Source organism: Pantoea sp. SM3 (assembly GCF_000963995.1).
Taxonomy (GTDB): domain Bacteria; phylum Pseudomonadota; class Gammaproteobacteria; order Enterobacterales; family Enterobacteriaceae; genus Pantoea; species Pantoea rwandensis_B.
In genome coordinates this window covers 22976-49193 of the sequence record NZ_JZRD01000046.1, presented here as the reverse complement: position 1 = coordinate 49193, position 26218 = coordinate 22976, and the positions used below count along the sequence as shown (strand labels likewise).

The window sequence follows — 26218 nt, the reverse complement described above, 5'->3', positions numbered from 1 at the left end:
TCAGGCTTAACTGACTGGCATTAGCCACAATGGGCTGGCTTTTTACTGCATGGCGAATCAGCGATTACAGGCTGTTGCCGGTCGCTGGCGCAGGCTGAGCAGCTGGAGCCACATCACTCTGCGGTGCAACGGCGCTGGCGCCCTGCGGGGTCATCGGCTCTTCTTTTGGCGTGGCGTCAGAAGATTCCTGAACCGGTACCGGAGCAGGCATCACTTCACCCTGCGGACCGTTGATTTTAGTTGGCATGCCGTTACGCGCCTGAATCGCGTTATTCACCGCATCCTGGTTAGTGCTGCCATCGGCAATCACTTTGGTCACCGCAGCGGTCAGCGTAATCGGCACCACTTCACGTGAGTTAAACTGCTCTTCGGTAGTAGAGAGTGGGTTGTGCACTTCTACATAGCGAGAACCGTCTGGCTCAACGGTGGCTTTCACCGGCTGGTCGATAAACTGTACGCGAGTGCCAACCGGCACGTTGTCGAACAGCCATTTAATGTCGTCAGCACGCAGACGCACACAGCCGTGGCTCACGCGCAAACCGATACCGAAGTTGGCGTTAGTACCGTGAACTGCGTACAGACGGCCGATATACAGCGCATACAGTCCCATCGGGTTATCCGGACCTGCCGGGAATACCGCTGGAATGCTTTCGCCACGTGATGCGTATTCTGCGTGCATCGCTTTGGTTGGCGTCCAGGTTGGACCGGCTTTTTTACGCTGAACGGTCGTGGTCCAGTTCACTGGCGTGTCTTTCCCCAGTTCACCGATACCGATTGGCAGCACAACCACGGTCTTGGTGCCTTTCGGATAGTAATAAAGACGCATTTCCGCGCTGTTGATCACGATGCCTTCACGCGGAGCGTCAGGCAGGATCAGCTGCTGAGGGATCACCATTTTGGTGCCCGCTTTTGGCAGATAAACATCAACGCCCGGATTGGCTTCCAGCATGTTGCTGAGGCCCATCTGGTACTGAGCAGCGAAGGCTTCCAGCGGAAGTCGGCTGTCATCAGGCACAGTGATTTCAAGGTTTTCGCCGATCAAACGGCTGTTAGCCGCTGGCAGCGGATACACTACTGCGAATACCGACTGGCTGAACGCCGCCAGTACCAAAGCAAGTGAAGCGAACGCGCGAATGCTCTTTTTCATGTTTTTCAAGTCGTTATAGCCGTGTTTCAGGCTTGTCAGTGTGTCGAATCCATCTTGGTCTCAATGACCCGGTGCGCATTATATGTGCATAGGCGCAGTGATGGGAATCAGGATTTTCAATGGCTGATGATACTTTACTTAAATAGTGGGCATTTCCCGACCCATCTCGTTGCCGTACCGCCCAAAATGTGAATTTTCTTAAGGCTGCCACAGCGTCACTTCATTGCTCAATTTACGATTGAGGAAAAAAGCGGCACTGATTAACGCCAGATGCGACAGCGCCTGCGGCATATTTCCCAGCGCTTCGCCATGCGTAGTAAATTCCTCGGCGTACAACCCCAGGGGATTGGCATAGCTCAGCAACTTTTCAAATTCAAAATGGGCTTCATGCACGCGCCCGGCCCGCGCCAGACACTCCACATACCAGAAGGAACAGGCGGCAAAGGAACCTTCACCCCCGGTTAAGGCATCGGCAGGGGTTTCACTAATGTTATAGCGGCGCACTAAACCGTCGCTCACCAGATGCGTTTTAATCGCATCCAGCGTCGCAATCCAGTCGGGATCGGTGGAGCTGACAAAGCGCACCAGCGGCATGAGCAGCATCGAAGCATCAAGGAACTTGCCGCCGCGCGTGGCGGTAAAGTGTCCCAGTTCCGGGTTCCAGAAGTTTTGCCAGATATCGTCGCGGATCTCACTGCGCACGCGATCCCAGCGCTCATACGGCATCGGCAATGAACGCTTCAGGCCGAGACGCAGGGCGCGATCCAGCGCCACCCAGCACATCAGGCGCGAATGCAGAAAGTGCTCTGGCTCACCGCGCATCTCCCAGATACCGGCATCAGGCTGATTCCAGTTGCCGCAGACATAATCAATCATGTCGGAAACATGCCGCCAGCCGCGCTGTGAAATGGCTTCACCGTATTTATTGGCAAGGTAAATGGCGTCCATCAGCTCGCCGTAAATATCCAGCTGGGTCTGCCGCCACGCATCATTGCCGATGCGCACCGGGCGCGAGTTGGCATAGCCGGAAAGATTGAGCAACTCGGTTTCATGCAGTTCGGTACCGCTGTCCAGACGGTACATCACCTGCAGGTGCGGCGTGTCGTCATGACTGTGCTCGACACAGCGACCCACCCAATGGGTAAAGTCTCGCGCTTCTTCCACATAACCCAGGCGCATCAGCGCATACATGCTAAAGGAGGCATCCCGAATCCACGAGGCGCGATAATCCCAGTTGCGCTCGCCGCCTAACTCTTCCGGCAGGCCAAAGGTTGCCGCAGCGGCAATCGAACCGTGCTGTTTCGAGGTGAGTAGTTTGAGTGCCAGTGCGGATCGCGTCACCATTTCCTGCCAGCGTCCGCGATACGTGCTGTGGCTGCTCCAGCGCCGCCAGTAGGCCAGTGTCTCGCTGAAGCACTGTTCAGTGGCAATCTCTGCCACAAAGGGATCGTCATCGCTGCCAAATACGAACTCAGCAGATTCCCCGGCCTGAAGGGTAAATTCGGCAACTGCACTGTGGTTTTCCCGGGTCATTACCACCGTAGCACTCAGCCTTAACGCGGGCTGGCCTTCGGCAAGAAAGGCCACGCCACCGGGGCGCAGTTCGGTATGGGTTTCGGCACGGGCATAATCATGGCGCGGGGCGCACAACAGATTGAAGGTGGCCGATCCGCGCACCATTTTGACCCGACGTACCAGTCGCGGCACTTTATTGGGCTGGTCGCAGATCGGCATGTAATCGGTGATCTCTGCCACGCCCGCATCGCCTAACCAGCGCGTCTGTAACATATTGGTATCCGGCAGATAGAGCTGCTGCTGGCGCGCATTTTTCCAGTCCGGTGCCAGTGAGAACAGACCGGCATCATCGCCATCCAGCAACGCAGCAAACACAGACGGGCTATCCAGTTCCGGCCAGCAGAGATAATCGATGGTGCCGTCATTGGCGATCAATGCACAGGTCCGTAAATCCCCAATCACGCCGTGATCATCAATTCTGCGTTTAATTTTGCTCATCCTGCCTCCTTGACTGCATCTAATTGTTAACTATAGACGAAAAGGTGTTTTCGGCTGACCCGAGGCACAGATCGATAACTTCTATACTGTGAAGACACCCATCACGCAGGAGAATGTTATGGCACTGGGCAAACAGAAAGTGGCCGTGGTTACCGCATCCGATTCCGGCATTGGCCGCAGCTGTGCCGTCATGCTGGCTGAAGCGGGCTACACGTTAGGGATCACCTGGCGCTCAGATGAAGCGGGGGCACAGGAAACGGCGCGACTGGTCGAGAGTAAAGGGCAAACCGCACAGGTGCGGCAGCTGGATCTCTCCGATCCGCAAGAAGGGGGCAAGCAACTGGCGCAGCTCATCAATTCACTGGGTCGCATTGACGTACTGGTCAACAACGCGGGCGTGATGATGAAAGCTGATTTTCTCGATGTCACCTTTGAAGATTGGCGGAAAACGTTCAGCGTCGATGTGGATGGTTCGTTTATCTGCGGACAGATCGCCGCCCGTCATATGGTCGATCAGGGCGATGGTGGGCGCATCATTAACATCACTTCAGTGCATGAACACACTCCGTTGCCGGATGCCACCGCTTACACCGCGGCGAAACATGCGCTCGGCGGTCTGACCAAATCGATGGCGTTGAGTTTGTTGCCGCATCACATTCTGGTGAATGCCGTTGCACCGGGCGCGATTGCCACCGCGATGAACCATCTCACTGACGATCAGGCGCGCAGCACACGTATGCCGGAAATTCCGATTGGACGTCCCGGCGATACGCGTGAAGTGGCAAGTTTAGTGGCGTGGCTGTGTTCGGAGTGGGCGACCTATACCACCGGACAATCGTTTATTGTCGATGGTGGATTTATGCTGGCCAACCCGCAGTTTAAAGGCTACCACCACTAATCCGCCCGGCGGCGGTTCCAGCGGCGAATCACGTAACGCAGCGCGATGCCGAACACAATCGCCGCCACCAGCCACAGCAAATGTTTAAGGTGCTGGTCGAGCTTATGCAGCCACGGCGTAATGATCTCCCCGGCGAAGTAACCGAGGGTGACAAAAATCAGCGACCACAGTGCTGCACCAATCACGTTGAGCACAAAGAAGCGCAGCGGTTTTAACCGGCTGGTGCCGATGATGATCGGGCCAATAATGCGGAAGCCGTACATGAAGCGCACGCCAATCACAAACAGACTCGGGCGCTTCTGAATCAGGCGATTGGCTTTACGAATGGTGTCTTCATGTTTACGGAAACGGCGCAGGATGCGCGTGCCGTAGCGACGGCCCAGCCAGAACAACAGCTGATCGCCGATAATCCCTCCGATCATCGCGGCCAGCACCACGCCGGTGAAGTGCAGCAGGCCTTCATGCGCCGCCACGCCGCCCAGCAGGGTAAAAGTTTCCCCTTCCGCGATACAGCCAATCAGCAACGCCAGATAGCCGTACTGCGTAATTAATCCATTGATATCGAGATGCAAATTATCCTCCCTTTCGCGATTGATTCAGGTAACAGTTTATACGCCAGCGGCTTTTTTTGTGCCGCTGTCCGCAAAAACAGCCGCGCCGATTATACTTGAAGGGAAGCTGCCTGAGTGAGACAGCCTGATCGCTGAAGTGGCAGCCCGTCGCATCAGAGGAGTGATTTTATGAATCATGTCTGGGGTCTTCTGGCGCATCCTAACCAGGAAATGCGCGATATCAAGCAAGAAAACGAGAGCGTTTCGCACCACTACACCCACCATGTTTTGATGATGGCAGCGATCCCGGTGATCTGTGCCTTTATCGGTACCACACAACTGGGCTGGAATCTGGGCGAAGGGCAGTTCGTACAACTCAACCTGCTGACCGGCATCGGTCTCGGCATTCTTTTCTATCTGATTATCTTAGGCGGCGTGGCGGTGATGGGCCGCGTCATTCATTGGATGGCGCGCGATTATCCGCAGCGTCCCAGCGTTCAGCGCTGTACCGTATTTGCTGGCTATGTCGCCACCCCGTTGTTTATCAGTGGGCTGGTGGCACTTTATCCGCTGGTGTGGCTGTGCGTGTTGGTCGGCGCGGTGGCGTTACTCTATACCGGTTATCTGCTGTACGTCGGCATTCCGGTGTTCCTCAATATTGATCGTGAAGAGAGCATGCGCTTCTCAGGATCGACACTGGCGATTGGTGTGCTGGTGTTTGAGGTGCTGCTGGCACTGACCGTGGTGTTGTGGGGTTACGGACCACGATTGTTCTAACCTGCAATGACACCGTGAACGGGAGGCCATTAGGACTCCCGTTTTTTTAACGCTCAGAAACAATCTACCTAAGAAATTTCGCAGATAAGCGCGTATTATGCTGCTGCCAGCCCGCATCCCGTCTGGTTTGATGCGCGCGGCCTGTGTCTTAAACACGGCGCAAAACTCCTTACCGGATTTTTTTGACACGATGTCTGTAAAAATGCGTATTTCCTTGCTGTCGCTGGCGCTGTTTGTCGCCGCACCGGCAGCTGTCACTCCGGCACTGGCCGCGCCTGCTGCGCTGTCTAATCTGGCGCCGATTGCCCAACCGCAAATCGCCTCCGGCAGTGCCATGATTGTCGATCTTGAAACCAATAAAGTGCTGTTCTCCAGCCATCCGGATCGTGTGCGGCCTATCGCGTCACTCACCAAGCTGATGACGGCAATGGTGGTGCTGGATGCCAAACTGCCGATGGACGAGATGCTGTCGGTGGATATTAGCCACACGCCAGAAATGCGTGGGGTGTTCTCGCGCGTCAAATTGAACAGTGAAATCAGCCGCCGCAATATGCTGCTGCTGGCGCTGATGTCTTCGGAAAACCGTGCTGCCGCCAGCCTGGCGCATCACTATCCGGGCGGTTATGACGCCTTTATCCGCGCGATGAATGCCAAAGCGCGTGCGCTGGGCATGACGCATACCCGCTATGTTGAACCGACAGGTTTGTCGATTCACAACGTCTCCAATGCGGAAGATTTGATTAAGCTGGCAAAAGCCACGCGTCAATATCCGTTGATTGGTGAACTGAGCACCACCAAAGAAGATACAGCGGTGTTTAAACATCCTAACTATGCGCTGCCGTTCCGTAACACCAATCACCTGGTGTACAAAAACGACTGGCGTATCGCGCTGACCAAAACCGGTTATACCGATGAAGCCGGCCACTGCCTGGTGATGCGCACGGTGATCAACAACCGTCCGGTGGCGCTGGTGGTGCTGGATGCGTTTGGCAAGTACACCCACTTTGCCGATGCCAACCGTCTGCGTGACTGGCTGGAAACCGGCAAAGCGGCGCCGGTTCCGGCAGCGGCGCTGGCCTACAAGAAGCAGAAATCGTCGCAAACGGCCAGCAACGAGTAATCACGACGTCTGTTTCCCTTCACAGATGCACAATGGATTGTGTGTCTGTGAGTGCTTCCGATTGGCGGGATAAGCACTCCCGAACGACCAAAAAAATCCCTAATCGTTAGCACCAAAGTTTTCGCGCTTCATTCCTATAGTTTCCGCTTCGGCTACGCTCTACACTGGCCGCCATCTAAAGTTAACTGGCATTTATCGGCTGTCATTGCGCTGGAATCTCACTCATATGTACAAGCTTCGTTCGCTATTTACCCCATTTATACTGCTGCTGGTGCTGTTAAGCCCGGCACTGAGCTACGCGGATGACAACACTGCCGCCGCGGCTCAGCAAGAGGACGCCGCACCCAAGGTCAATCCTGCGGTTGAGCTGCCGAAAATGCAGAAAATCCTCGACAAGATTAAAGGCCAGGTGTCAGGCGATACCAATGAGAGCCAGCTTAACCAGCTCAATGAGATGGCGCTGGAGCTATCCGGTAACGCAGAAACTTTAGGCCAGGCGCTGATCCCGCAGCGTCAGCAACTGGATGCGCAGCTCGCGGTGCTGGGTCCGGCACCGAAACCGGACAGCGGCGTAAAAGAAACGCCGGAAGTGACGCGCAAACGCGCCTCGCTGGAGAGCCAGAAAAGTAAACTGGACGATCAAATCAAGCAGGCCGATGGCATTAAAAATGGCGCGCTGGTGCTTTCCTCCCAGATCGTCAACCTGCGTCGTGACCAGCTGAAGAGCCAGCTGGCGTTGAACTCCGGTAGCATCCTGGGACCGCGCTTTTGGGCGCCGATGGTCAGCCGTCAGGATTTGGATGGCGAGAAAATCAGCGACTTTATCGCTGAATTGCAGGACACCGCAGCACTCTCCTGGGAGCCTGGCTGGCGTTTTGGCACTATCGGCTGGTTGATTGCGGCCATGCTGGTGATGACGCTGGGGCGTCGTTACAGCGAAGAGTTTCTCGCCTGGGTGAGCATCCACAAAATGCCGGAAGGGCGTCTGCGCCGTAGCTTCCTGGCGGCAGCGATTGCGCTGACGACCCTGGCCGCGGTGGTGCTGACCTTTAACTTTATCGCGCTGGCGTTTACCCGTCGTGATGAGGTCTCGACTGATGTGCAGGATTTTGTTGAGCGTCTGGTACAACTCAGCGTCTATTGTGGTTTGATCGCCGGTTTGGGCCGTGCTTTCCTGTCGACGCGCCGTCCGAGCTGGCGATTGCCCAGCATCTCCAATGAAGTTGCGCAGGCGCTGAAGCCGTTCCCGCCGATTACCGCTGCGCTGGTGTTTATTTTCCAGACCGCAGAGTCCTTTAACTACAGCGTCGGCACCAGCCTGAACACCACCATCTTCGCTAACGGCCTGACGGCACTGCTGATCGGTACCACCGGTATGGCGATCAGCATGCGTACCAACCGCGTGCGTCGTCGTATGGTGCAAGAGGGCAATGCTCCTGAAGCCCGTCCGACTATTGTCGGGCTGGTACAGCTGGCGCTGACGCTGACCGCACTGGCGATTCTGATTTCGCTGATCGTCGGTTATGTCACGCTGGCACGCTTCCTCGGTTATGAGGTGATTTGGTGCGGCATTCTGTTTGGCTCGTTCTACTTCCTCAGCCATTTGATCAATGACGGCTGTGAAAGCCTGTTTTCTACCAACAACGCTACCGGCAAACGTCTGCAGACCTCGTTAAACATTGACGAACGCCATCTGCAGCAGGCGGCTACGCTGCTGGGCGCTGTTGGTAAAACCGCACTGATAGGGATTGTGGTGCTGGCGCTGCTGAACGGCACCTTCGCCTCTTCAACGCCGATCGAACTGATTCAGAAAGTGATTGAGTTCTGGGGCGGCAAAGGTCTGGAATCACTGAACATCGTGCCGGCGCATATGGTGAATGCCATTCTGTGTCTGGTGGTGGGCATCTACGTGCTGCGTTCGGTGCGTCGCTGGCTGGATAAAGATTTCCTGCCAAAAACCACCATGGATGTGGGCATGCGCGTGTCGCTAGTGACGCTGTTCAGCAATATCGGCTATGTGCTGATCATTCTGCTGACGCTGTCGATCATGGGCCTGCAGTGGAACAAACTGGCGTGGATCGTCAGCGCCTTGTCGGTCGGTATCGGTTTCGGCTTACAGGAGATAGTGAAGAACTTTATCTCCGGTTTGATTCTGTTAACCGAGCGCCCGGTGAAAGTGGGCGATCTGGTGAGTATCAGCGGCATTGAAGGGGATATTCGCCGTATCAATGTGCGCGCCACCGAGATTCAGCTGAGTGATAAATCCACGGTGATAGTGCCGAACTCACAGTTCATCTCACAGAACGTGCGTAATGCCACCATGGGCAATGCACAGGGTGTGGTGACCATTATGTTGACCTTCCCGCTGGATATCGATCCGGTGCGCGTGCGTGAGATTCTGCTGGAGGTTTACCAGGAGAACGAGCGTATTCTGGAAACGCCTGAGCCATCCGTCTCATTCAAGGATTTGACCTCTGCGGGTATCGTGTTGAGCGTCACCGGCAACGTGGCGGGCCAGCGTCAGATCTCCAGCGCCAAGAGTGATCTGCTGTTCGACATTCTGACGCGCTTGCGTAAAGAGGGCATTGTGTTGTCCACGCCGCAGACGATGATCATTGAACGTCGGGCAATACCTGCCGCAGCGCAGGATGAAGGCGAGCAACTGTCATAATCCAATGGGCGGCTCTCGGGCCGCCCATTAGTTTAATCAAGCCTTCACCGCCCATCCCTTCTGCTTACTGGTTTTACCAATCCCCGGATTAAAGGTATTGGTCGGATCGAGCTGACGATAAAACGCCTGCAGCTGCGGTTTCGCCTGATAAAGATGCCCGACGTTGTGCTCGGCGGGATACTCGGCACCACGCTCGCTCAGAATCGCCAACATCTTCTCTTTCAGCGCATGCGCATCCACGCCTTTCTTCACGATGTAATCCTGATGGAATACATGGCAGAAGAAGTGGCCGTAATAGAGGCGATGGCTCAGATCGTTGTCGAACTCGGCGGGTAAACGTTCAAACCAGTCGCTATCGTTGCGGCGCAGCGCGATATCCAGTGCCAGAATATCTTCCACTTCATCCGCATGCACCGCGTGGTAACGCACCGCGGCACCGGCAGCGGCGAAGCGATGCAGGAAAGCATGAGCGCCTTCCTTGCCGTCGCAGGCAAAGAACTCGCCACCGCCTTCGCGGAAGTATTCGTGCAAATACTCCTGCGCTTCCGCTACGCCTTCACCGGACATTTTCAGCATCAGGTGATGTTCAAACTTATCGCGATACTGCTTCATGCGTTTCGGCAGATGGGCAGGTAACCAACCGCTGATGCGCTGCAACACGCGATCGGTAAAGTGGGGTTTAACAAAACTCAGCTTACCCAGCCAGGCATCCACCCGACCTTTCAGCGTGAAGAACAGCGGCATTTTGTCGGTGCCGAGCTTGTCGATCATCACAAAGGTGTCTTTGCCGTACACTTCGGCGATATCGAAAATGTCGCGGTGCATGTATTCGCCCGCTACCGGTAAGTTGTTAAACTCGGCCAGAATATGGCGGCGCAGATCGCCCAATACCGCCGGATCGTTGGTACCGATATAAAACACCTGCTGTTTCGGTTCGGTGGGGAAGGTATCAAGACGCACGGCGAATACCGCCAGTTTGCCCGCGCAACCCGAAGCCTCGAACAGGCGGCGCTCATCGGCGTTGAAGCGAGCGGGTGTATCCGCATGGATATCGCGCACGCGTTCTGCATATTCATGATCCGAAGCATGACGTTCATCCCAGCGCACATCGCTCTGCTGCCAGCGATCGTCATCCAGTCGACCGAGCATCTCTTCCGGCGAGTGGCCGAGATCCATGCCGAGATGATTGACCAGCTTCAGTTTGCCGTCGGCATCAATCTGCGCATAAAGCGCCATTTCGCTGTAGGCCGGACCGCGTTTGATCAGCGAACCGCCGGAGTTATTACAAATCCCGCCCATGACCGAGGCGCCGATACACGAGGAACCGATCACCGAGTGCGGTTCACGTCCCAACGGCTTAAGGGCTTTTTCCAGCTGATAAAGGGTGCTGCCGGGGAAGGCCAAAATCTGATTGCCGCCATCGATCAGCTGCAATTTATCGAGGCGCAAAGTACTGATGATCACCACCGGTCGATCATAATCATTGCCGTTGGGCGTCGAGCCTTCGGTCAGGCCGGTGTTGGCGGCCTGCATCAGAATCACCGCATCGGCCTGCACCAGCGCCTGCAATACCCGCCACAACTCCAGCAAGGAGCCGGGGAACACCACCGCCAGCGCATCGCCTTCACCGGAGCGGAAACCCTTACGATAGCGTGCGGTTTGTTCCGCCTCGGTTAACAGGTGTGACGGGCCGACGAGGCGGCGCAGTTCAGCCAGCAGTGTAGGGTGTGAGGTGTTGTTATTCATGAACCAGTCCTTGTCGTTAACGTTGCGCATCTACTTTAGCACGCGTCAACGGCATGGTCGCGGTGTGACATCGGTGGCTACCTGCTATCCTGAACTTGTGGCACACTGGCCCGGTTATTTCGATATTGCGCAGTCACTTAAGAGAACCCGACCTGATGAAATGGATTTGCTCTGTTAGCCTCGCTGTTTCCCTTGCCATGCAGCCTGCCTTCGCAGATGACCTGTTTGGCCCCCATCCGATGACTGAACAGGCGCGTGACGCCTTTGTTAACCAGCTGCTCGGCAAAATGACCCTTGATGAAAAAATCGGGCAGATGCGCTTGATTAGCGTGGGGCCAGACACGCCAAAAGAGGCGGTTCGCGACATGATCCAGCACGGTCAGGTTGGCGCAATCTTCAATACCGTCACGCGTCCGGATATTCGCGCGATGCAGGATCAGGTGATGCAACTCAGCCGCCTGAAAATTCCATTGTTCTTCGCCTACGACGTGGTGCACGGTCAGCGTACCATTTTCCCGATCCCGCTCGGCCTCGCAGCCAGCTGGGATCTGGATGCGATCGGGGAAGTCGGCCGCATCTCCGCCTATGAAGCCGCCGATGATGGTCTCAATATGACCTGGGCGCCGATGGTGGATGTCACGCGCGAGCCGCGCTGGGGACGCGTGTCTGAAGGCTTCGGAGAAGACACTTTCCTGTCCTCACAAATGGGCAGCGCGATGGTGAAATCCATGCAGGGCAAAAGCGCCGCCGACCGTTATTCGATCATGACCAGCGTGAAGCACTTCGCCGCTTATGGCGCAGTGGAGGGCGGACGTGATTACAACACCGTGGATATGAGCCCACAGCGCCTGTTCCAGGATTATCTGCCACCGTACAAAGCTTCTCTGGATGCGGGCAGCGGCGGCGTGATGGTGGCGCTCAACTCACTGAACGGCACGCCAGCGACGGCGGATGGCTGGTTGCTGAAAGACCTGCTGCGCGGTGAGTGGAAATTTAAAGGCATCACCATCAGCGATCACGGCGCTATCAAAGAGCTGTTGAAACACGGCGTGGCCAGCGATCCGCAGGATGCGGTGCGTATTGCGCTGAAGTCCGGCATCGATATGAGTATGAGCGATGAGTACTACAGCAAATACCTGCCAGGGCTGGTCAAGAGTGGTGCTGTTACCATGGCAGAGATCGACGATGCAGCGCGTCACGTGCTGAACGTCAAATATGATATGGGCTTGTTTAACGATCCTTACAGCCATTTGGGGCCAAAAGGCAGCGATCCGCAGGACACCAATGCCGAGAGCCGTCTGCATCGTGCCGAAGCGCGTGACGTGGCGCGTAAGAGCATTGTGCTGCTGAAAAACTGGCATGAAACCTTACCGCTGAAAAAAGACGCCACCGTGGCGCTCGTGGGGCCATTGGCCGACAGCCAGCGTGACATTATGGGCAGCTGGTCAGCCGCAGGCGTGGCGAAACAGTCGATTCCGCTGCTGCAGGGCGTGCGCAATGCGATGGCGGGCAAAGGCACCGTGCTGTATGCCAAAGGGGCCAACATCACCGATAACAAAGGTATTCAGGACTTCCTCAACCTCTACGAGCAGGCGGTTAGCGTGGATAAACGCTCGCCGCAGGAGTTGATTGATGAAGCCGTTGCCCAGGCGAAGAAAGCGGATGTGGTGGTTGCTGCCGTGGGCGAAGCGCAGGGGATGGCGCATGAGGCCTCCAGCCGCAGTGACCTGGTGATTCCGCCAAGCCAGCAAAAACTGCTGGCGGCGTTGAAAGCGACCGGCAAGCCGTTGGTGATTGTGCTGATGAATGGCCGCCCACTGACGGTGGTGAATGAAGATCGTATCGCGGATGCGATGGTAGAAACCTGGTTCAGCGGCACCGAAGGGGGGAATGCGATTGCTGATGTACTGTTTGGCGATTACAACCCATCGGGCAAACTGCCGATGTCCTTCCCGCGCTCCGTGGGCCAGTTGCCGATTTACTACAACCACTTGCCAACCGGGCGTCCGTACAACTTCGCGAAGCCGAACAAGTACACCTCGCATTACTACGATGCGGTGAATGGTCCGCTGTATCCGTTTGGTTACGGTCTGAGCTACACCACTTTCACCGTTTCGCCGGTGAAAATGTCCGCCAAAACCATGCCGCGCAATGGATCCGTTGAAGCGAGCGTCACTGTTACCAACACCGGCAAACGTGATGGTGCCACGGTGGTACAGATGTATCTCAACGATCCGGTGGCCAGCATCAGCCGTCCGGTGCAGGAACTGCGTGGCTTCAAACGCATCATGCTGAAAGCGGGCGAGTCACAGACCGTAAGCTTTAAGATTGATGTGGATGCACTGAAATTCTGGAATCAAAAAATGCAGCATGTCGCCGAGCCGGGCAAATTCAATGTGATGATTGGCCTGGATTCGGTCCGCACGCAAGACGGGCAGTTTGATTATCTGTAAACGTTAGTGCGATTTGGCACAGGGTCAGCAGGAATGCTGTCCCTGTAATGCTATGCTGGCGGGGTGTTGTCAGGTTGACCTAAAAACCGATCTGACAACGCCATGCTTGCCAGGTTTTGCAGGGTTGGCCTGAGTGCTGATCCTGCAATGCTTTGCTTGCCAGATTTTACAGGGTTGGCATTTATGCCTGCTACGTCAATCAGCTCATCATCCAGACACCATGAATCTTCGTAACCGCATCCAGCAGCAAGTCTTTCGCCTGAATGGCCTCGCACTGAACGAATTCGATATCTCGCAACCGTTGGGCGATCCGGGTCTGTTTGGCCCCGATCATGTGATTTGGCGTGTGCACGGCGATTTCCCTTCGATGCTGTGCGGTGGGATTAGCGCACTCATGCTGCAAATGCTGCATCCGGCAGCGCTGGCGGGGGTGTGGGATCACTCTAACTTTCGTCAGGACATGCTGGGCCGTTTACGGCGCACCAGCCAGTTCATCGCTGTCACCACCTTTGGTAACACGCAGGATGCCAACATCCTGATCGAGCGCGTTAAAAGTATCCACCTGCGCGTCACCGGTATTGATAACGCCGGGCAACCTTACGCCGCCAGCGATCCGCATTTACTGACCTGGGTGCACGTGGCGGAAACCAGCCGCTTCCTCGCCGCGCATCTGCGCTATAAAAATCCGCAGCTCTCGCTGGCCGAGCAGGATCGCTATTACGATGAAGCGGCGCTCATCGCCGAAGCGCTGGGCGCGGAAAAGGTACCGAAAACGGTGCAGGCGGTGGACGCTTATCTGCAGGCCATGCGCCCGGAACTGATTTGCGATGAACGCACGCTGGAAGTGATGCAGCTATTAATCAATGCACCGGCCCCAAGCTGGCAGGCGAAACCGGCGATGCGGGTGATGCTAAAAGCCGGGATGGGATTGCTACCGGACTGGGCGCAACAGCAAATTCAGCAGCCGATCAGCCCGTTGACACAGTGGCGCGTGGATAAAGAGATCGCGGTGATTGCCGGTTTGCTGCGCTGGTCGATTCAGCGCGGGGCTTATTCCCGCGCCATGCAACGCATGGGACGCTAACGCTACAAATGCAGCTCGTCCTGCTTTTTGGTGTAGGTACGCGGTGTGCGGGCTTCACGTTTAAGAGTGAGCTGGCGCTGCTGATAATGATGAAGCAGCATCCCTAATCCCACTCCCAGCAGCGCTAATGGCAGCAAGCTGTAGTAAATGTCGGTGGGTAACAACACCAAGAGCACCGCACCACCGAGCATGAACGTGAGCGCTGACATCACCCATGTATAGCGAAGAAACAGCCACACCAAAATCGCGAAAATCACGACATCGCGCAGGTTCAAATCAAGGTTTTGCAGCACCATGCTGAGCAGCTCCGCAAGGAGGAATGTGCAGACAATAGCATGCGAGGCGGCAAATGAATCGCGAATTAATTTGAAGTTTGTCAGGGCGTTGTGCTGGCATTCATCAGCCATTCTCACTCTTCCTGACTGCACTTTGAGAGTTTTACCCTTGTGTCACGTGGTGCGAGTGCCGATCCTGCTCTATTCTCAGGGAAAATGGATCCCTCAAGGCTTTGTCGAGGCGTTATGACACACCAACCTCTGATTGCTGAGGTGCCAAATCAGCAAAACACACTCACCGCTATCGTCGAACAGGATGCGCGCACAGCCTACTTTTACATCTGGCCGAACGATCTGTTTCGCAGCCAGTATGCGGTGCGCGGCTGCTGGCTGCGCAATCTGTTGCCTGCACCGGCGCGTGAAGATCGTGAAGCGATGGAGCAGGGCATTGCGCCACTGCTCAGCGCAGAGTATTGCCGCACCCTGGAAGCCGAGCCGATGCTCGATCCTGCCGGTCTACAGATTCTGTGGGAACCGAGTGATGACGGCGCAGCCCTGTGGTATTACGGCCAACTGCTGGCGGTGATCCCTGGCTGGAGTCTGTATCAGGATAAGCAGGTCAGTTTCTCCGCGGGCTGCATCAAAGAGAATCGCCTGACCGCGCCGCTCGGCTCCGCCTCCACCAATGATTACTATGCTCGCGCCGAGCAGCAGCGGCACTTCTGGCGTGACTGGCATGACGGCCATTTATGGGATGTTGTGCAGCATGAGTTGATGCAGTGCTACCAGGCGCAGTTTGGTGAGTCGGTAAAGTATTACGCCATCGATCAGGGGAGCTGGCCGCCAATGGCCATCTCTCAGCACTGGCACAATGGCGTGTGGGTTTTTCTCACGCTGGGTATGGGGATTCGGCCCATGCCGCAAGTGGATTACCTGTTTGATGAGCTGGCCCCGCAGTACCGCCGTGTTGAGCTGGCGATGGCAGTGGACGGCGAAGTGATGACCGAAGCCAATGCGGTGCAGATGGCCAGCGCGCTGGCCGAATTCGCGCACTTGCCGTGGGCGCGCCTGACGTGGATTGGCGAAGGGCATACGCTGGCATCGGAAGTGGCGCCAGTGGGCTTCGAGAGCTTCCTGCTGGCCAATGGCTTAGCACCGGAAGGTGCCCAGTTCCGACTGCCCAAGCGCGATGGCGATCGGCCGAATCTGCTGTGGGCCACCCCAATCACCGAAGCGGAACGTCAGTTTGCTCAGGCCGACGATCGCGGTGGACAACAGCTGCTGCAGCGTTTGCAGGCAGAAGGTAATGACCATGTATTTCGGCCACGTCAGGAAGTGGTGGATCCGCCGCAATAGCCCTCTCTGCGGGCGGTTGCCCGCACGCGACTCAGTAAGCGCAACGTTAGTCACCCGCCTAATGATCACCTAAATCAACTATTTGCATTTTTGTGATCTGGCGCACCTCAAGTTCCCCTGCAACACGCCGTTAACCTCGATCAGGCAACTCGCCAACCAGGGTAAGGGCACATCGATGTTAAAAACTACACAATCTCGTTTTACCGCGACGCTGGTCGCATTTTTCGTGGTGCTGATGCTGGTTACCGTGGTGGTGATCAATCAGTTTATCGCTCCGCAGTTAACGCAAAACGAAAGCCGTCTGGTGCGCTATGAAGTGGATGGCCTGGCGGGACGTATCGTCGAGCAGATGAACCGCGTGCAGGCGCAGCAACGTGCCATTACCGAAGCCGCAGGCGTGATGGATAGCGCGTCCATCGACAACTTGCTACCTGCGCTGGTGAACCAGTATCAGGACAGCAACGTGTTTGGCGGCGGTATTTGGCCGCTGCCTAATCGTCGCGATCCGGCGAAGGAAAAAGACAGTTCGTTCTTCGCCCGTAACGCCAGCAACCAGTTACAGGTCAACACCTACTGGAACTCCGATGCAGCGGACAAATACTGGGAGCAGCCGTGGTACAAAGACGGTATGGCCGCGGCCAAAGGGCAGTGTGCCTGGGCCAAAGCCTATCAGGATGCGGCCAGCCCGCAGCCGCGTACCAACTGTGCGATGGCGATTTATCGTGATGGCACGGTCTGGGGGGTATCAACCATCGACGTAACGCTCGGTTTCTTCAACCAACTGGCGAAACAGATGGGCGACGCCATTCACGGACGTGTGTTGATCGTGGAAGCGGATGGCAAAGTGGTGGGCAACGCCGCACTGCTGGAAGGCGCACCGAAGCTGGAAAATCTCGCGGATACGCAACTGCCGATGGCGGGTGCGCTGAAAGGTCTGCTGAGCCAGGCAGGTAATCAGCCTACGCAAACCACCTTTAAAGGCGAAGATGGCGAGCACACGCTGTTCCTGCAGGCGATTGCCGGTAGCCCGTGGTATCTTGCCAGCGATGTGCCGTCCAGTTTGCTGGATGCGCAAACTCACAGCATGCTGACTCGCCTGGGCCTGGTGCAGATCCCGCTGGCGGTAATTCTGCTGCTGGTGCTGCTCGGCTTTGTGCGCGCCATGATGAAACGTCTTAGCCTGCTGAATCGCAATATCGAAGCGCTCTCGACTGGCGGCGCGGATTTAACTCAGCGTCTGCCTGCCAGCAACAGCCCGGAATTTAACGCGGTGGCGCAAAGCTTTAACCAGTTTATTGAGTATCTGCAGGGGTTGATGCGTCAGGTGGGCGACAGCGCACTGGCGATTACCTCTGCCTCACGTGAAATTGCCAGCGGCAACGCCGATCTGTCTGCTCGTACCGAATCGCAGGCCAGTTCGATTGTTGAAACCGCGGCTTCAATGGAAGAACTGACCGGCACGGTACGTCAGAACGCCGACAATGCCACCCACGCCAATCAACTGGCGGACGGCGCCTCGCAGGTGGCGGCGCGCGGAACGGATGTGGTGCGTCAGGTGGTCATCACCATGGGGGCGATTAATCACTCATCCCGTAAAGTGGTGGATATCATCAGTGTGATTGACAGCATCGCCTTCCAGACCAATATCCTCGCGCTTAACGCGGCGGTGGAAGCGGCCCGAGCGGGTGAGCAGGGTCGTGGGTTTGCCGTGGTGGCGTCAGAAGTGCGTAATCTGGCGCAACGTTCCGCGAACTCGGCGCGTGAGATTAAGAAGCTGATTGAGGAGTCGGTGGCGAATATCGATACCGGCAGCCAGCTGGTGGAACAAGCCGGACAGACCATGGATGAGCTGATGCAGGGCGTGAGCAGTGTGACCACCCTGATGAGTGAAATCATGTCTGCCAGCCGCGAGCAGAGTATGGGCATTGAGCAGGTTAACCAGGCGATCACCCAGCTGGATGGCAGCACCCAGCAGAACGCCGCTCTGGTTGAGCAGGTGTCGGCTGCCGCGCGCGCGATGGAAGAGCAGAGCGTACAGCTGGAGCTGGTGGTGCAGAGCTTTAAGTTGTAAGGCTGGCTTATAGCAGGCTGCTAAACCCCAAGTGATAACGCAATCTGGTGCCGCGCAGGGGCCGACTGTCCTCGCGCCGCTGACGCGGTACCCTCACGTCATTCGTCCGCCTGACGGACCGGCTGGGATGGAACATCCCTGTTCCAGCCCAGCCTTTCGACCGCATCCATGCGGTCTTTCCTGGCAGACTCACTCTGTTCGGCGCTGCGGATTGCCTGCCCCTGCGCGACACCAGCTTGCTTCTTAACTTTTGTGTGGCTTGTTAGAAAAGGCTATGTGTTTCAGGCTTGAATGGATTGGTGACTCAAAGGGTTATTTCAGCGCCGAGGATTTGACATTGGGTTTGGGTGCGCAAGCACGATGTTCTTATTACGTTCGTTTCTGCTTTGGGTCACCTTACGGAAACGCGTTACGGATCTCCTCACGCGCGGCATGGCGAGTGGCATTCGCCACCGTACCGCGATCCACCAGTTTTCCCTGCAACAACAGATTGTAAATCGACGACTGCGGACGATTGAGGCGGTTCTGGATCAGTTGGATCGCCTCATAACCCAGCTCGCGACACGGCACCGCAAAGCCGGTGATCGGCATCTCTGGCGATCCTTCCAGCCGGCTGGCTAAATCTGTCGTCATCAGCGAAATATCTTCGGGAATGCGCAAGCCGCGTGACAGCAGTGCATTCTGCACGCCGGTAATAATGCCTTTGCCGCCGGGCAAAATCACATCAGGCCATTGATCGCGTGGGTGTGTATCCAGCCAGTGATTTAGTGCGATCTCGGTGTCCTGCGAGGAGTAAGCTTCGATGACAATCAAATCCTGCTGCGCATTAAACGGCATATGAAAATGGCGGTAAGCGTCTTTGATCCCTTCCAGACGCAAAAACAGTGTCTCACGCCGCAGACAGGTGACAGTCAACACCCGGCGATGGCCTTGCTCAAACAGATGCTGCATAGCGCTGAAACCAATCGCCCGGTGATCGGGGGACACCGCATCCAGCCGCATATCTTTATCACGAGAGTTAATCAGCACACAGGGTTTGCCGAGTGATGCCGCCAGGCTAAAGATCGCTTGATCGTCGGTACCGATGATGATGATGGCGCTGATATTTTTCGCACTCGCTTTCTCCAGAAACAGTTTCACATCGGCGCGCTGCTCTTCTAGCGGGCAATAGCTGATATGCACATCATGCGATGCGCATGCCTCGGCTATCCCGCGCGTCACCTCATGATAAAAGTGATCGCCGCGTGGCGTGAAGGTGCGTCCCGGCGCAAATACCACAATGTCATTGATCAGCAGACGACCACTCACCATTTCCTGCAAGACGCCCAGTCGACGGGCGCAGTCGACAATCGCCTCACGCGCCTTATCACTGGTGTAGGATTTTCCGCTCAGCACGCGCGAAACGGTACTGACCGAGTAGCCCGTAATTGCTGAAATTTCGTCCATCCTGAGCTTGCCGGCCATAGTGTGATCCCCATCCCAATCATTTTTTGCAAGTTTTTGCAGACGCAGTGGACTGATATTAAGACGGTTTTACATTTGGTTCACAAACTCCTGCATCGCTCTGCGAGCATTCTCACAAAAACAGATTGTCCGGTTAGCAGCGCTTTTTTATGTTCCTCGCAGACACCTCAACAGCGGCCATGAGCGGAGAATCACCATGTTAAAAATTGCCATAGTGGGCATGGGCAACATCGCCAATTCACATATCCAGGCGTTTCTGCAGTTTCCAGAGCGCGGCAAAATTGTCGCGGTGGTGGATATGTATCCCGAAAAAGCGCGGGAGAAATTGCAGCGCTACGGCCTGCACGATGTCAGGGTTTACCACGATCACCGTGAGATGCTGGCCGAGGGCGTGGATATCGACGTGGTCGATGTCTGTACGCCGCCTTATGTGCATGCGGAAAACACTATTGCAGCCCTGCAGGCGGGCAAGCATGTGCTGTGCGAAAAACCGATGGCGGCTTCGCTGGAAGAGTGTGATGCGATGATTGCCGCGCAAAAAGCCAGCGGCAAAATTCTGTCAGTGGTGGCGCAGAACCGTTTCACTGATGTGTTCTGGCAGTTGAAAGCCGCGGTGGATTCGGGGCTGGCAGGCAAAATATGCCACGCGCAGATCGATTCATTCTGGTGGCGTGGCCATTCTTACTACGACCTGTGGTGGCGCGGCACCTGGGAAAAAGAGGGCGGCGGCTGCACGCTTAACCATGCGGTTCACCACATTGATGCTATGCAGTGGATGCTCGGTGCGCCCAGTGAAGTGGTGGCGATGATCGGCAACGTGGCACATGACAACGCCGAAGTGGAAGACCTCAGCGCCGCGATTTTCCGCTATCCCAACGGCACGCTGGCGCAGTTGACCGCTTCCGTTGTGCATCACGGTGAAGATCAGAAAATCGTGCTGCAGGGAGAGAACGCGCGCCTGTCGGCACCGTGGAAAGCGGTCGCCATGCAGGCAGCGGAGAATGGTTTCCCGGAAAAAGAGAATAATCTGGCGCTGGAGCGCGAGCTGGACCGCCTGCATGCCAGCACCGCACCTCTCACCTGGACGCTGCACGCCGGACAGGTCGATGACTTCTTCTCGGCGATTGAGCAGCAGCGTGCACCGCTGATTGATGGCGAGCAGGGCAAACGCTCGCTGGAACTGATTACCGCCATCTACAAATCGGCCATCACCAAAAGCACCGTCTCGTTACCTATCCCTAAAGATGATGCCTTTTATCGCACCGGCGGCCTGACCGCCCATGCACCGCACTTCTATGAAAAACAGGCTTCGGTCGACAACTTCGCCGATGTCGATGACATCCCATTGGGCAAAAACTTTGCGTGAGGAAACAACCATGAATAAGCAGGATGGCATGAACTACGCGCCGAAAGGCAAACCGCAGCCGGTGGTGCAGCCGGGGGAATTTATCATTGCGGCGGCCGGACTGGATCACGGCCACATTTACGGCATGTGCAATGGCCTGACCGAAGCCGGAGCCACGCTAAAGTGGGTATTTGATCCCGATGCCGCCAAAGTCGATAAGTTTGTGCAGCAATTCCCACAGGTGCAGATCGCAGACTCGCTGGAGACCATTTTGGCCGATGCGCAGGTGCAGTTGGTAGCAGGCGCGGCGATTCCGTCAGAACGCTGTGCACTGGGGCTGAAAGTGATGGCGGCGGGCAAGGATTACTTCACGGATAAAGCCCCGCTCACCAGCCTGGAACAGCTGGAAGATGCCAAAGCGATGTGCGCTAAAACCGGGCGCAAATATGCGGTGTATTACAGCGAGCGTCTGCATGTGGAGAGCGCCGTGTTTGCCGGGCAGTTGGTGGAAAAAGGGGCTATCGGCCAGGTGGTGCAAACCCTTGGCACGGGTCCACATCGTGAAGGCACCGGACGGCCCGACTGGTTCTATCAGCGTCGCTATTTTGGCGGCATCCTGTGTGACATCGGCAGCCATCAAATCGAGCAATTCCTCTACTACACCGGCAACAGCGAAGCCACGGTGGTGGCCAGTCAGGTGCGGAATTTCCGCCATCCTCAACATCCGCAATTTGAAGATTTTGGCGATGCGATGCTGGCAGGCGAGAACGGCGCCACCGGTTACTTCCGCTGCGACTGGTTTACGCCGGACGGCTTATCGACCTGGGGCGATGGGCGCATGACGTTGCTCGGCACAGACGGTTACATCGAGATTCGCAAATACACCGATCTCACGCGTGGCGAGCAGGATGTGGTGTATCTGGTGAACAAAGAGGGCGAGTTCCGCTATGCCGTCTCCGGCGAAGTGGGCTTCCCGTTCTTTGGACAGCTGATTAACGACTGCCTCCATCGTACAGAGCACGCCATGACGCAAGCCCATGCCTTTAAGGCGGCGGAACTCTGTGTCAAAGCGCAGATGTTAGCCAATGCGGGATAGCATCCCGGCCCAATAAGTTGATTTCCAATTCTGTTGATAACAACGGCGGCAGGGCATAGCACCTTGCCGCTATTACATACCCTACCAGAACAGGAATCGGATCGATGGTTAAACCTACAGAACGTCGCGTCGGTTATGGCGTCGCAATCGGCTACGGCCTGACGGATTTATTTGGCGGCGGTGCCTTTGCGGTGATTGGCACCTGGCTGCTGTTTTTCTATACCACCTACTGCGGATTATCGGTGTTTGAAGCGGGCTCGATATTTGCCATCGCCCGCGTCATTGACGCGATATTAAGCCCAATCATGGGCTACATTACCGACAACTTCGGCAACACCTGGCTGGGACGTAAGTTTGGCCGCCGTCGTTTCTTCCTGCTGATCTCCTCTCCCTTGATGATGCTGTATGGCGCACTGTGGGTCACGGATATGGGCTACTGGTACTATCTCGGCACCTATCTCACCATCGAGTTGCTGTCAGCGATGGTGCTGGTGCCGTGGGAAACCTTGTCCTCGGAGATGACCAATCGCTTTAGCGAGCGCACACGTCTTTCGGGCGTGCGCCTGATGTTCTCGGCGCTCGGCAGCTTCCTCGCTGTTTCGGTGCCGGGCGTCATCATGACTTATACCGGTAAAGATAATGCCATTACCTATACGCTGACCGGCGTCATCTTCTCGGTGATTTATTGCGTGGCGGTGTTTATTACCTGGCTGACCACCTGGGAGGCCAAAGACATCCAGCCGGAAGAGGATGTAGCGCAACATTCGGCACGCCAGGGAAGCCTGAAGGCCCACCTAAAGTATCTGTTTGTCGATCTGGCATCGTCCTTCAAAATCAAAGCGTTCCGCCAGCATCTGCTGATCTATATCTGCTCTTTCACCGCGATGGATGCGTTTCTGGCGGTGTTCACCTATTTCGTAATCTACGGCCTGAAGCAGGATGCCTCACTGGCTTCGCTGCTGCTGAGCAACATGATGTTTATGTCGATTCCCGGCACCTTCATTTTCATGATGCTGCTGGGCCGCTTTAATATGACGCCCTCCAACGCGCTACGGATCTCCTACCTGAGTATCGTCGTCATCTTCCTGTTCCTGTTTGCGGTTTATCTGTGGCAATGGCAGGTGCCCACGCTGCTGTTCAGCGCAGTCTTTCTGTTTTTGGGCATCGTACGCGCCGGGCTGTTTTACATCCCGTGGAACATCTACAGCTTTATTCCCGATATTGATGAGATGGTGACCTGTAAGCGACGTGAAGGGATATTTGCTGGTGTCATGGTGTTGACGCGTAAAAGTTCGGTGGCCATCGCCATTTTCATGATTGGCATCGTGCTGCAGGAGAGTGGTTTTGTGAAAGGCAACGGCGCGCAACCAGAAAGCGCCATCCATGCGATTGTCGGGTTGATGGTGTTTGTCACCACGGCTCTGCTGGTGGCGAGCTTCTGGCTGACTTTTAAATTCAAACTGACGCAGCGTAGCCATAAGTTGCTGATCAAAGAGGTGGCGCGCCGCAAACTGGGTGGCACGGCGAGAGGTTGCGATGCTGAAACGCGTGTGGTGATTAAAGATCTCACTGGCTATGAATATGATGAAGTGTGGGGCGCAACCCGTCACACAACTGCCCGCGATACGACGATCGAATCCGAGCTAAAACTGAAGGGGCGACCTTAGAACGTATGCCTCCCCGTTTGGGATTTTTGCAAATAGGGCTGCCATGTGAGGAATGGCAGCTTTTGCGCGCTTATACCGTTCGAGCTTTTTAAAGATGCGATGACGTGGGATGCAAAGGGGCCGTAATGGCGCTCGCAACCGCAGTTCAGCTGGTGACTACGACAGCTTTATTCTGCTCAGCGCCGATCAATATGATTTCTGCCTCCGTCGTCGTTACCGCTTTGTCTGATGACTGCTAAGCTTAAATTTCGCCACTTAAGCGCACGGAATGTGCGCGATTTCCTCAGTTTCGGTCTTTAAGGTTGTGTACAATAGCTGAGAATTATCTGAAGGAGTTGTCATGCCCGCCATTGAAGTTATTCTCGTCGACCACCTCGATCGTCCCACCGGCAAGATGGAAAAGCTGGAAGTACATGAGAAAGGATTGCTGCATCGTGCGGTGACGGTCTACGTGTTCAATTCGCGCCATGAACTGCTATTGCAACGTCGTGCTAACGGTAAATATCATTGTGGCGGCCTGTGGAGCAACACCTGTTGTGGGCATCCTTATCCGCAGGAATCGACCCGCGATGCGGCTGAACGTCGCTTGCGTGAAGAGATGGGGATGCAACTGGCACTGACCCCGGTGTTCGAGTTGAGCTACAACCTGCCACTTAGCAATGGGTTGACCGAGCACGAGTACGGTCACGTCTTCTTTGCCATTAGTGATGTTGAGCCGAAACTCAATCCGGAAGAAGCGGATGCGTGGTGTTATCGTTCGGTTGAACAGATTCAGCAGGAGATGCAGGATCAGCCCGAACAATTTACGCCCTGGTTCCTGCACACCTTCCCACGCATTCCCCATACGTTCGGCGATTTCCGCCTGACCGCATAAAAAACGCCCCGTGATGGGGCGTTGTTATTTACACAAAGTCTTCCGCATCCACATCGTAGCCTGAGGGTTCCCAGCGAATCGCCAGCAGCGCCAGCAAGCCAATCAGCGGGGCAAGGAAAATCACCCAGAACACGCCAGTGCCAAAGGCCGCCACCAGCAGTGGGAACAGGAACAGCGACACGGTTGAACTGCCGCGCATCAGTGTCTGGTTAAAGCCAACACCCACGCCACGCAGTGAAGCCGGGTAGCTCAGCGAGGCAAAGGTCATGGTGTGCGAACCCGGACCGAACCCCTGACCAAACAGGAACAGCGCCAGCATCGCAATCGCCAATGCCGCTTGTTCACCGCCTTCCGGGCGACCAATCAGCGCTAAACCCAACAGGGCAATGCACTGACAGCTGTAACCCGCCACCGACATCTTCCACGCGCCGAGACGCGGCACCAGACGCACGGCCAGCAAGCCACCGACGAAAGCGAACAGCAAATTCAACGCCAGTGACACCAAAATCGTGGTCAGCATCGATTGCGCAAAGAAGCTGGAAATAATCACCGGCAGGCCAAAAGCCACCGCGTTATAGGCAAACGATGAAGCAATAGAGGTCACGGTGGCCAGAATAGTTCGGCGACGATAAACCCCCTGCAGCAGCGCGCCATAGTTGCGCCAGCTGGCTTTGCGCACCGGTTTAGCGGGCGTCAGTTCGGCATCATCCGCAACGTGTGCATTGATGTTGTAAGAGCGCTGCAGGATCTGCGCGGCGCCGTGCAGATTGCCCTGATTGGCCGCCCATACCGGTGACTCACTCATATAACGGCTGCGAATGGCGATGATCAGCAACGCCGGCACCGCGCCGAAACCAAGAATCAGCCGCCATAACCAATCGGTGTGACTCTCCGGCAGCACCGCATACAGCAGCAATACCAGCAGATAGGAAATACTGATCGCCGCATACCAGGTGGGACACCACATCGCCACGCTGGCGGCCTTATTCCCTTGCCCGCGCAGTTTAGAAAACTCGGCAAGAAACGCCATGGCGACCGGCAAATCGATGCCAACACCAAGCCCCATCACAAAGCGCGCACCGCCTAACACATATTCATTAGGGGCAAAGGCGCAGGCGAGGGCGGCAATCACAAAGAAGAACATATCGGCCATAAACACGCGGTAGCGGCCAATTTTATCGGTGAGATAACCGCCAATCAGCGCACCCACAATCGCGCCGAAGGTAATCGCAGAGGCCACCATGCCGGTGCCGGTCGGCGTCAGGTTAAATTCGCGCGTGACATCTTTGATACCAAAGGCCAGTGCGCCGAGATCGTAGGCATCCAGGAACACACCGCCGAGGGCGATGGCCACCACGATGCGCGCATTGCTGCGTGATTCGTTGCTGTTGTTAACGAGATTCGACACGTCAGCCGCGCTGCGTATCCACTTGGTTTCGCCAGTTGGCGCATTCCCTGCCAGCGCGACGTGCGCCGGAGAAGCTAAATCGGACATGATGTTATGTATTTTATTGTAAAGAGTGGGCCTATGAGAATAAGCCTACTGAAACCCAATAAAAATTCCATTTGGTTATATGTCCTGCGAATGGGTTATAAGCAATGTGCATTAA

Annotated in this window: 19 protein-coding genes; 12 read left to right on the top strand and 7 right to left on the bottom strand. The window is 55.9% G+C overall.

The window, feature by feature from the left end:
- Window positions 1-64: 64 nt before the first annotated feature.
- Together VI01_RS22355 and VI01_RS22350 are read right to left on the bottom strand one after the other, a co-directional pair.
- Entirely contained in the window at window positions 65-1147 is a 1083-nt protein-coding gene (locus VI01_RS22355; protein ID WP_045816668.1) for a L,D-transpeptidase family protein, read from the bottom strand.
- A 198-nt stretch (window positions 1148-1345) separates the two neighbouring features.
- Window positions 1346-3160, bottom strand: a complete 1815-nt coding sequence (locus tag VI01_RS22350) for a glycoside hydrolase family 15 protein (RefSeq protein ID WP_045816667.1) — start codon at window positions 3158-3160, stop codon at window positions 1346-1348.
- A gap of 118 nt (window positions 3161-3278) precedes the next feature.
- On the opposite strand from VI01_RS22350, the gene VI01_RS22345 reads away from it, so the two are divergent.
- The gene (locus tag VI01_RS22345; protein ID WP_034821059.1) at window positions 3279-4058 is read left to right on the top strand and encodes an SDR family oxidoreductase; all 780 of its coding nucleotides are present in this window, start codon (window positions 3279-3281) and stop codon (window positions 4056-4058) included.
- Here VI01_RS22345 and VI01_RS22340 read toward each other — a convergent pair.
- Window positions 4055-4630: a DedA family protein gene (locus VI01_RS22340; protein WP_038648061.1), complete on the bottom strand. Its 576-nt coding sequence runs from the start codon at window positions 4628-4630 to the stop codon at window positions 4055-4057. The two genes, VI01_RS22345 and VI01_RS22340, sit on opposite strands and share 4 nt — an antisense overlap.
- 168 nt (window positions 4631-4798) lie before the next feature.
- On the opposite strand from VI01_RS22340, the gene VI01_RS22335 reads away from it, so the two are divergent.
- From VI01_RS22335 to VI01_RS22325, 3 genes are all read left to right on the top strand, one after another.
- Window positions 4799-5386 carry a Yip1 family protein gene (locus VI01_RS22335; RefSeq protein WP_038648059.1) on the top strand — a complete coding sequence of 196 codons (588 nt, stop codon included), beginning with the start codon at window positions 4799-4801 and terminating at the stop codon, window positions 5384-5386.
- A 190-nt stretch (window positions 5387-5576) separates the two neighbouring features.
- Window positions 5577-6506 (top strand): D-alanyl-D-alanine endopeptidase, encoded by a 930-nt coding sequence (gene pbpG, locus VI01_RS22330; protein ID WP_045816674.1) that lies wholly within the window; start codon window positions 5577-5579, stop codon window positions 6504-6506.
- 226 nt (window positions 6507-6732) lie between these two features.
- Window positions 6733-9177: a DUF3772 domain-containing protein gene (locus VI01_RS22325; RefSeq protein WP_045816666.1), complete on the top strand. Its 2445-nt coding sequence runs from the start codon at window positions 6733-6735 to the stop codon at window positions 9175-9177.
- A 36-nt stretch (window positions 9178-9213) separates the two neighbouring features.
- Here the strand turns inward: VI01_RS22325 and dld are convergent, their stop codons facing one another.
- Window positions 9214-10923: a D-lactate dehydrogenase gene (gene dld / locus VI01_RS22320; RefSeq protein ID WP_045816665.1), complete on the bottom strand. Its 1710-nt coding sequence runs from the start codon at window positions 10921-10923 to the stop codon at window positions 9214-9216.
- Window positions 10924-11078: 155 nt separating this feature from the next.
- On the opposite strand from dld, the gene bglX reads away from it, so the two are divergent.
- Both bglX and VI01_RS22310 read left to right on the top strand, forming a co-directional pair.
- The gene (bglX, locus tag VI01_RS22315) at window positions 11079-13376 is read left to right on the top strand and encodes a beta-glucosidase BglX (RefSeq protein WP_045816664.1); all 2298 of its coding nucleotides are present in this window, start codon (window positions 11079-11081) and stop codon (window positions 13374-13376) included.
- A gap of 220 nt (window positions 13377-13596) precedes the next feature.
- Complete coding sequence (locus VI01_RS22310) at window positions 13597-14460, top strand: oxygenase MpaB family protein (protein WP_045816673.1); 864 nt, start codon at window positions 13597-13599, stop codon at window positions 14458-14460.
- 2 nt (window positions 14461-14462) lie between these two features.
- Here the strand turns inward: VI01_RS22310 and VI01_RS22305 are convergent, their stop codons facing one another.
- Window positions 14463-14867 carry a hypothetical protein gene (locus VI01_RS22305; RefSeq protein ID WP_231638577.1) on the bottom strand — a complete coding sequence of 135 codons (405 nt, stop codon included), beginning with the start codon at window positions 14865-14867 and terminating at the stop codon, window positions 14463-14465.
- 114 nt (window positions 14868-14981) lie between these two features.
- On the opposite strand from VI01_RS22305, the gene VI01_RS22300 reads away from it, so the two are divergent.
- Together VI01_RS22300 and VI01_RS22295 are read left to right on the top strand one after the other, a co-directional pair.
- Complete coding sequence (locus VI01_RS22300; RefSeq protein WP_038648045.1) at window positions 14982-16091, top strand: suppressor of fused domain protein; 1110 nt, start codon at window positions 14982-14984, stop codon at window positions 16089-16091.
- Between the two features lie 175 nt (window positions 16092-16266).
- Window positions 16267-18162 (top strand): methyl-accepting chemotaxis protein, encoded by a 1896-nt coding sequence (locus VI01_RS22295; protein WP_045816663.1) that lies wholly within the window; start codon window positions 16267-16269, stop codon window positions 18160-18162.
- Window positions 18163-18558: 396 nt separating this feature from the next.
- On the opposite strand, the gene VI01_RS22290 is transcribed toward VI01_RS22295, so the two are convergent.
- Window positions 18559-19626 carry a LacI family DNA-binding transcriptional regulator gene (locus VI01_RS22290; protein ID WP_045816662.1) on the bottom strand — a complete coding sequence of 356 codons (1068 nt, stop codon included), beginning with the start codon at window positions 19624-19626 and terminating at the stop codon, window positions 18559-18561.
- Window positions 19627-19822: 196 nt separating this feature from the next.
- On the opposite strand from VI01_RS22290, the gene VI01_RS22285 reads away from it, so the two are divergent.
- The 4 genes from VI01_RS22285 to idi all read left to right on the top strand — a co-directional run bounded on the left by VI01_RS22285 (window position 19823) and on the right by idi (window position 24608).
- The gene (locus tag VI01_RS22285; protein WP_045816661.1) at window positions 19823-20992 is read left to right on the top strand and encodes a Gfo/Idh/MocA family protein; all 1170 of its coding nucleotides are present in this window, start codon (window positions 19823-19825) and stop codon (window positions 20990-20992) included.
- A 10-nt stretch (window positions 20993-21002) separates the two neighbouring features.
- Window positions 21003-22067, top strand: a complete 1065-nt coding sequence (locus VI01_RS22280) for a Gfo/Idh/MocA family protein (protein ID WP_045816660.1) — start codon at window positions 21003-21005, stop codon at window positions 22065-22067.
- A gap of 104 nt (window positions 22068-22171) precedes the next feature.
- On the top strand, window positions 22172-23734 hold the full coding sequence (locus tag VI01_RS22275) for an MFS transporter (protein ID WP_045816659.1): 1563 nt from the start codon (window positions 22172-22174) through the stop codon (window positions 23732-23734).
- Between the two features lie 340 nt (window positions 23735-24074).
- Window positions 24075-24608: an isopentenyl-diphosphate Delta-isomerase gene (gene idi, locus VI01_RS22270; protein WP_038648030.1), complete on the top strand. Its 534-nt coding sequence runs from the start codon at window positions 24075-24077 to the stop codon at window positions 24606-24608.
- A gap of 28 nt (window positions 24609-24636) precedes the next feature.
- On the opposite strand, the gene VI01_RS22265 is transcribed toward idi, so the two are convergent.
- Window positions 24637-26103 carry an MFS transporter gene (locus VI01_RS22265; RefSeq protein ID WP_038648028.1) on the bottom strand — a complete coding sequence of 489 codons (1467 nt, stop codon included), beginning with the start codon at window positions 26101-26103 and terminating at the stop codon, window positions 24637-24639.
- Between the last annotated feature and the right edge of the window lie 115 nt (window positions 26104-26218).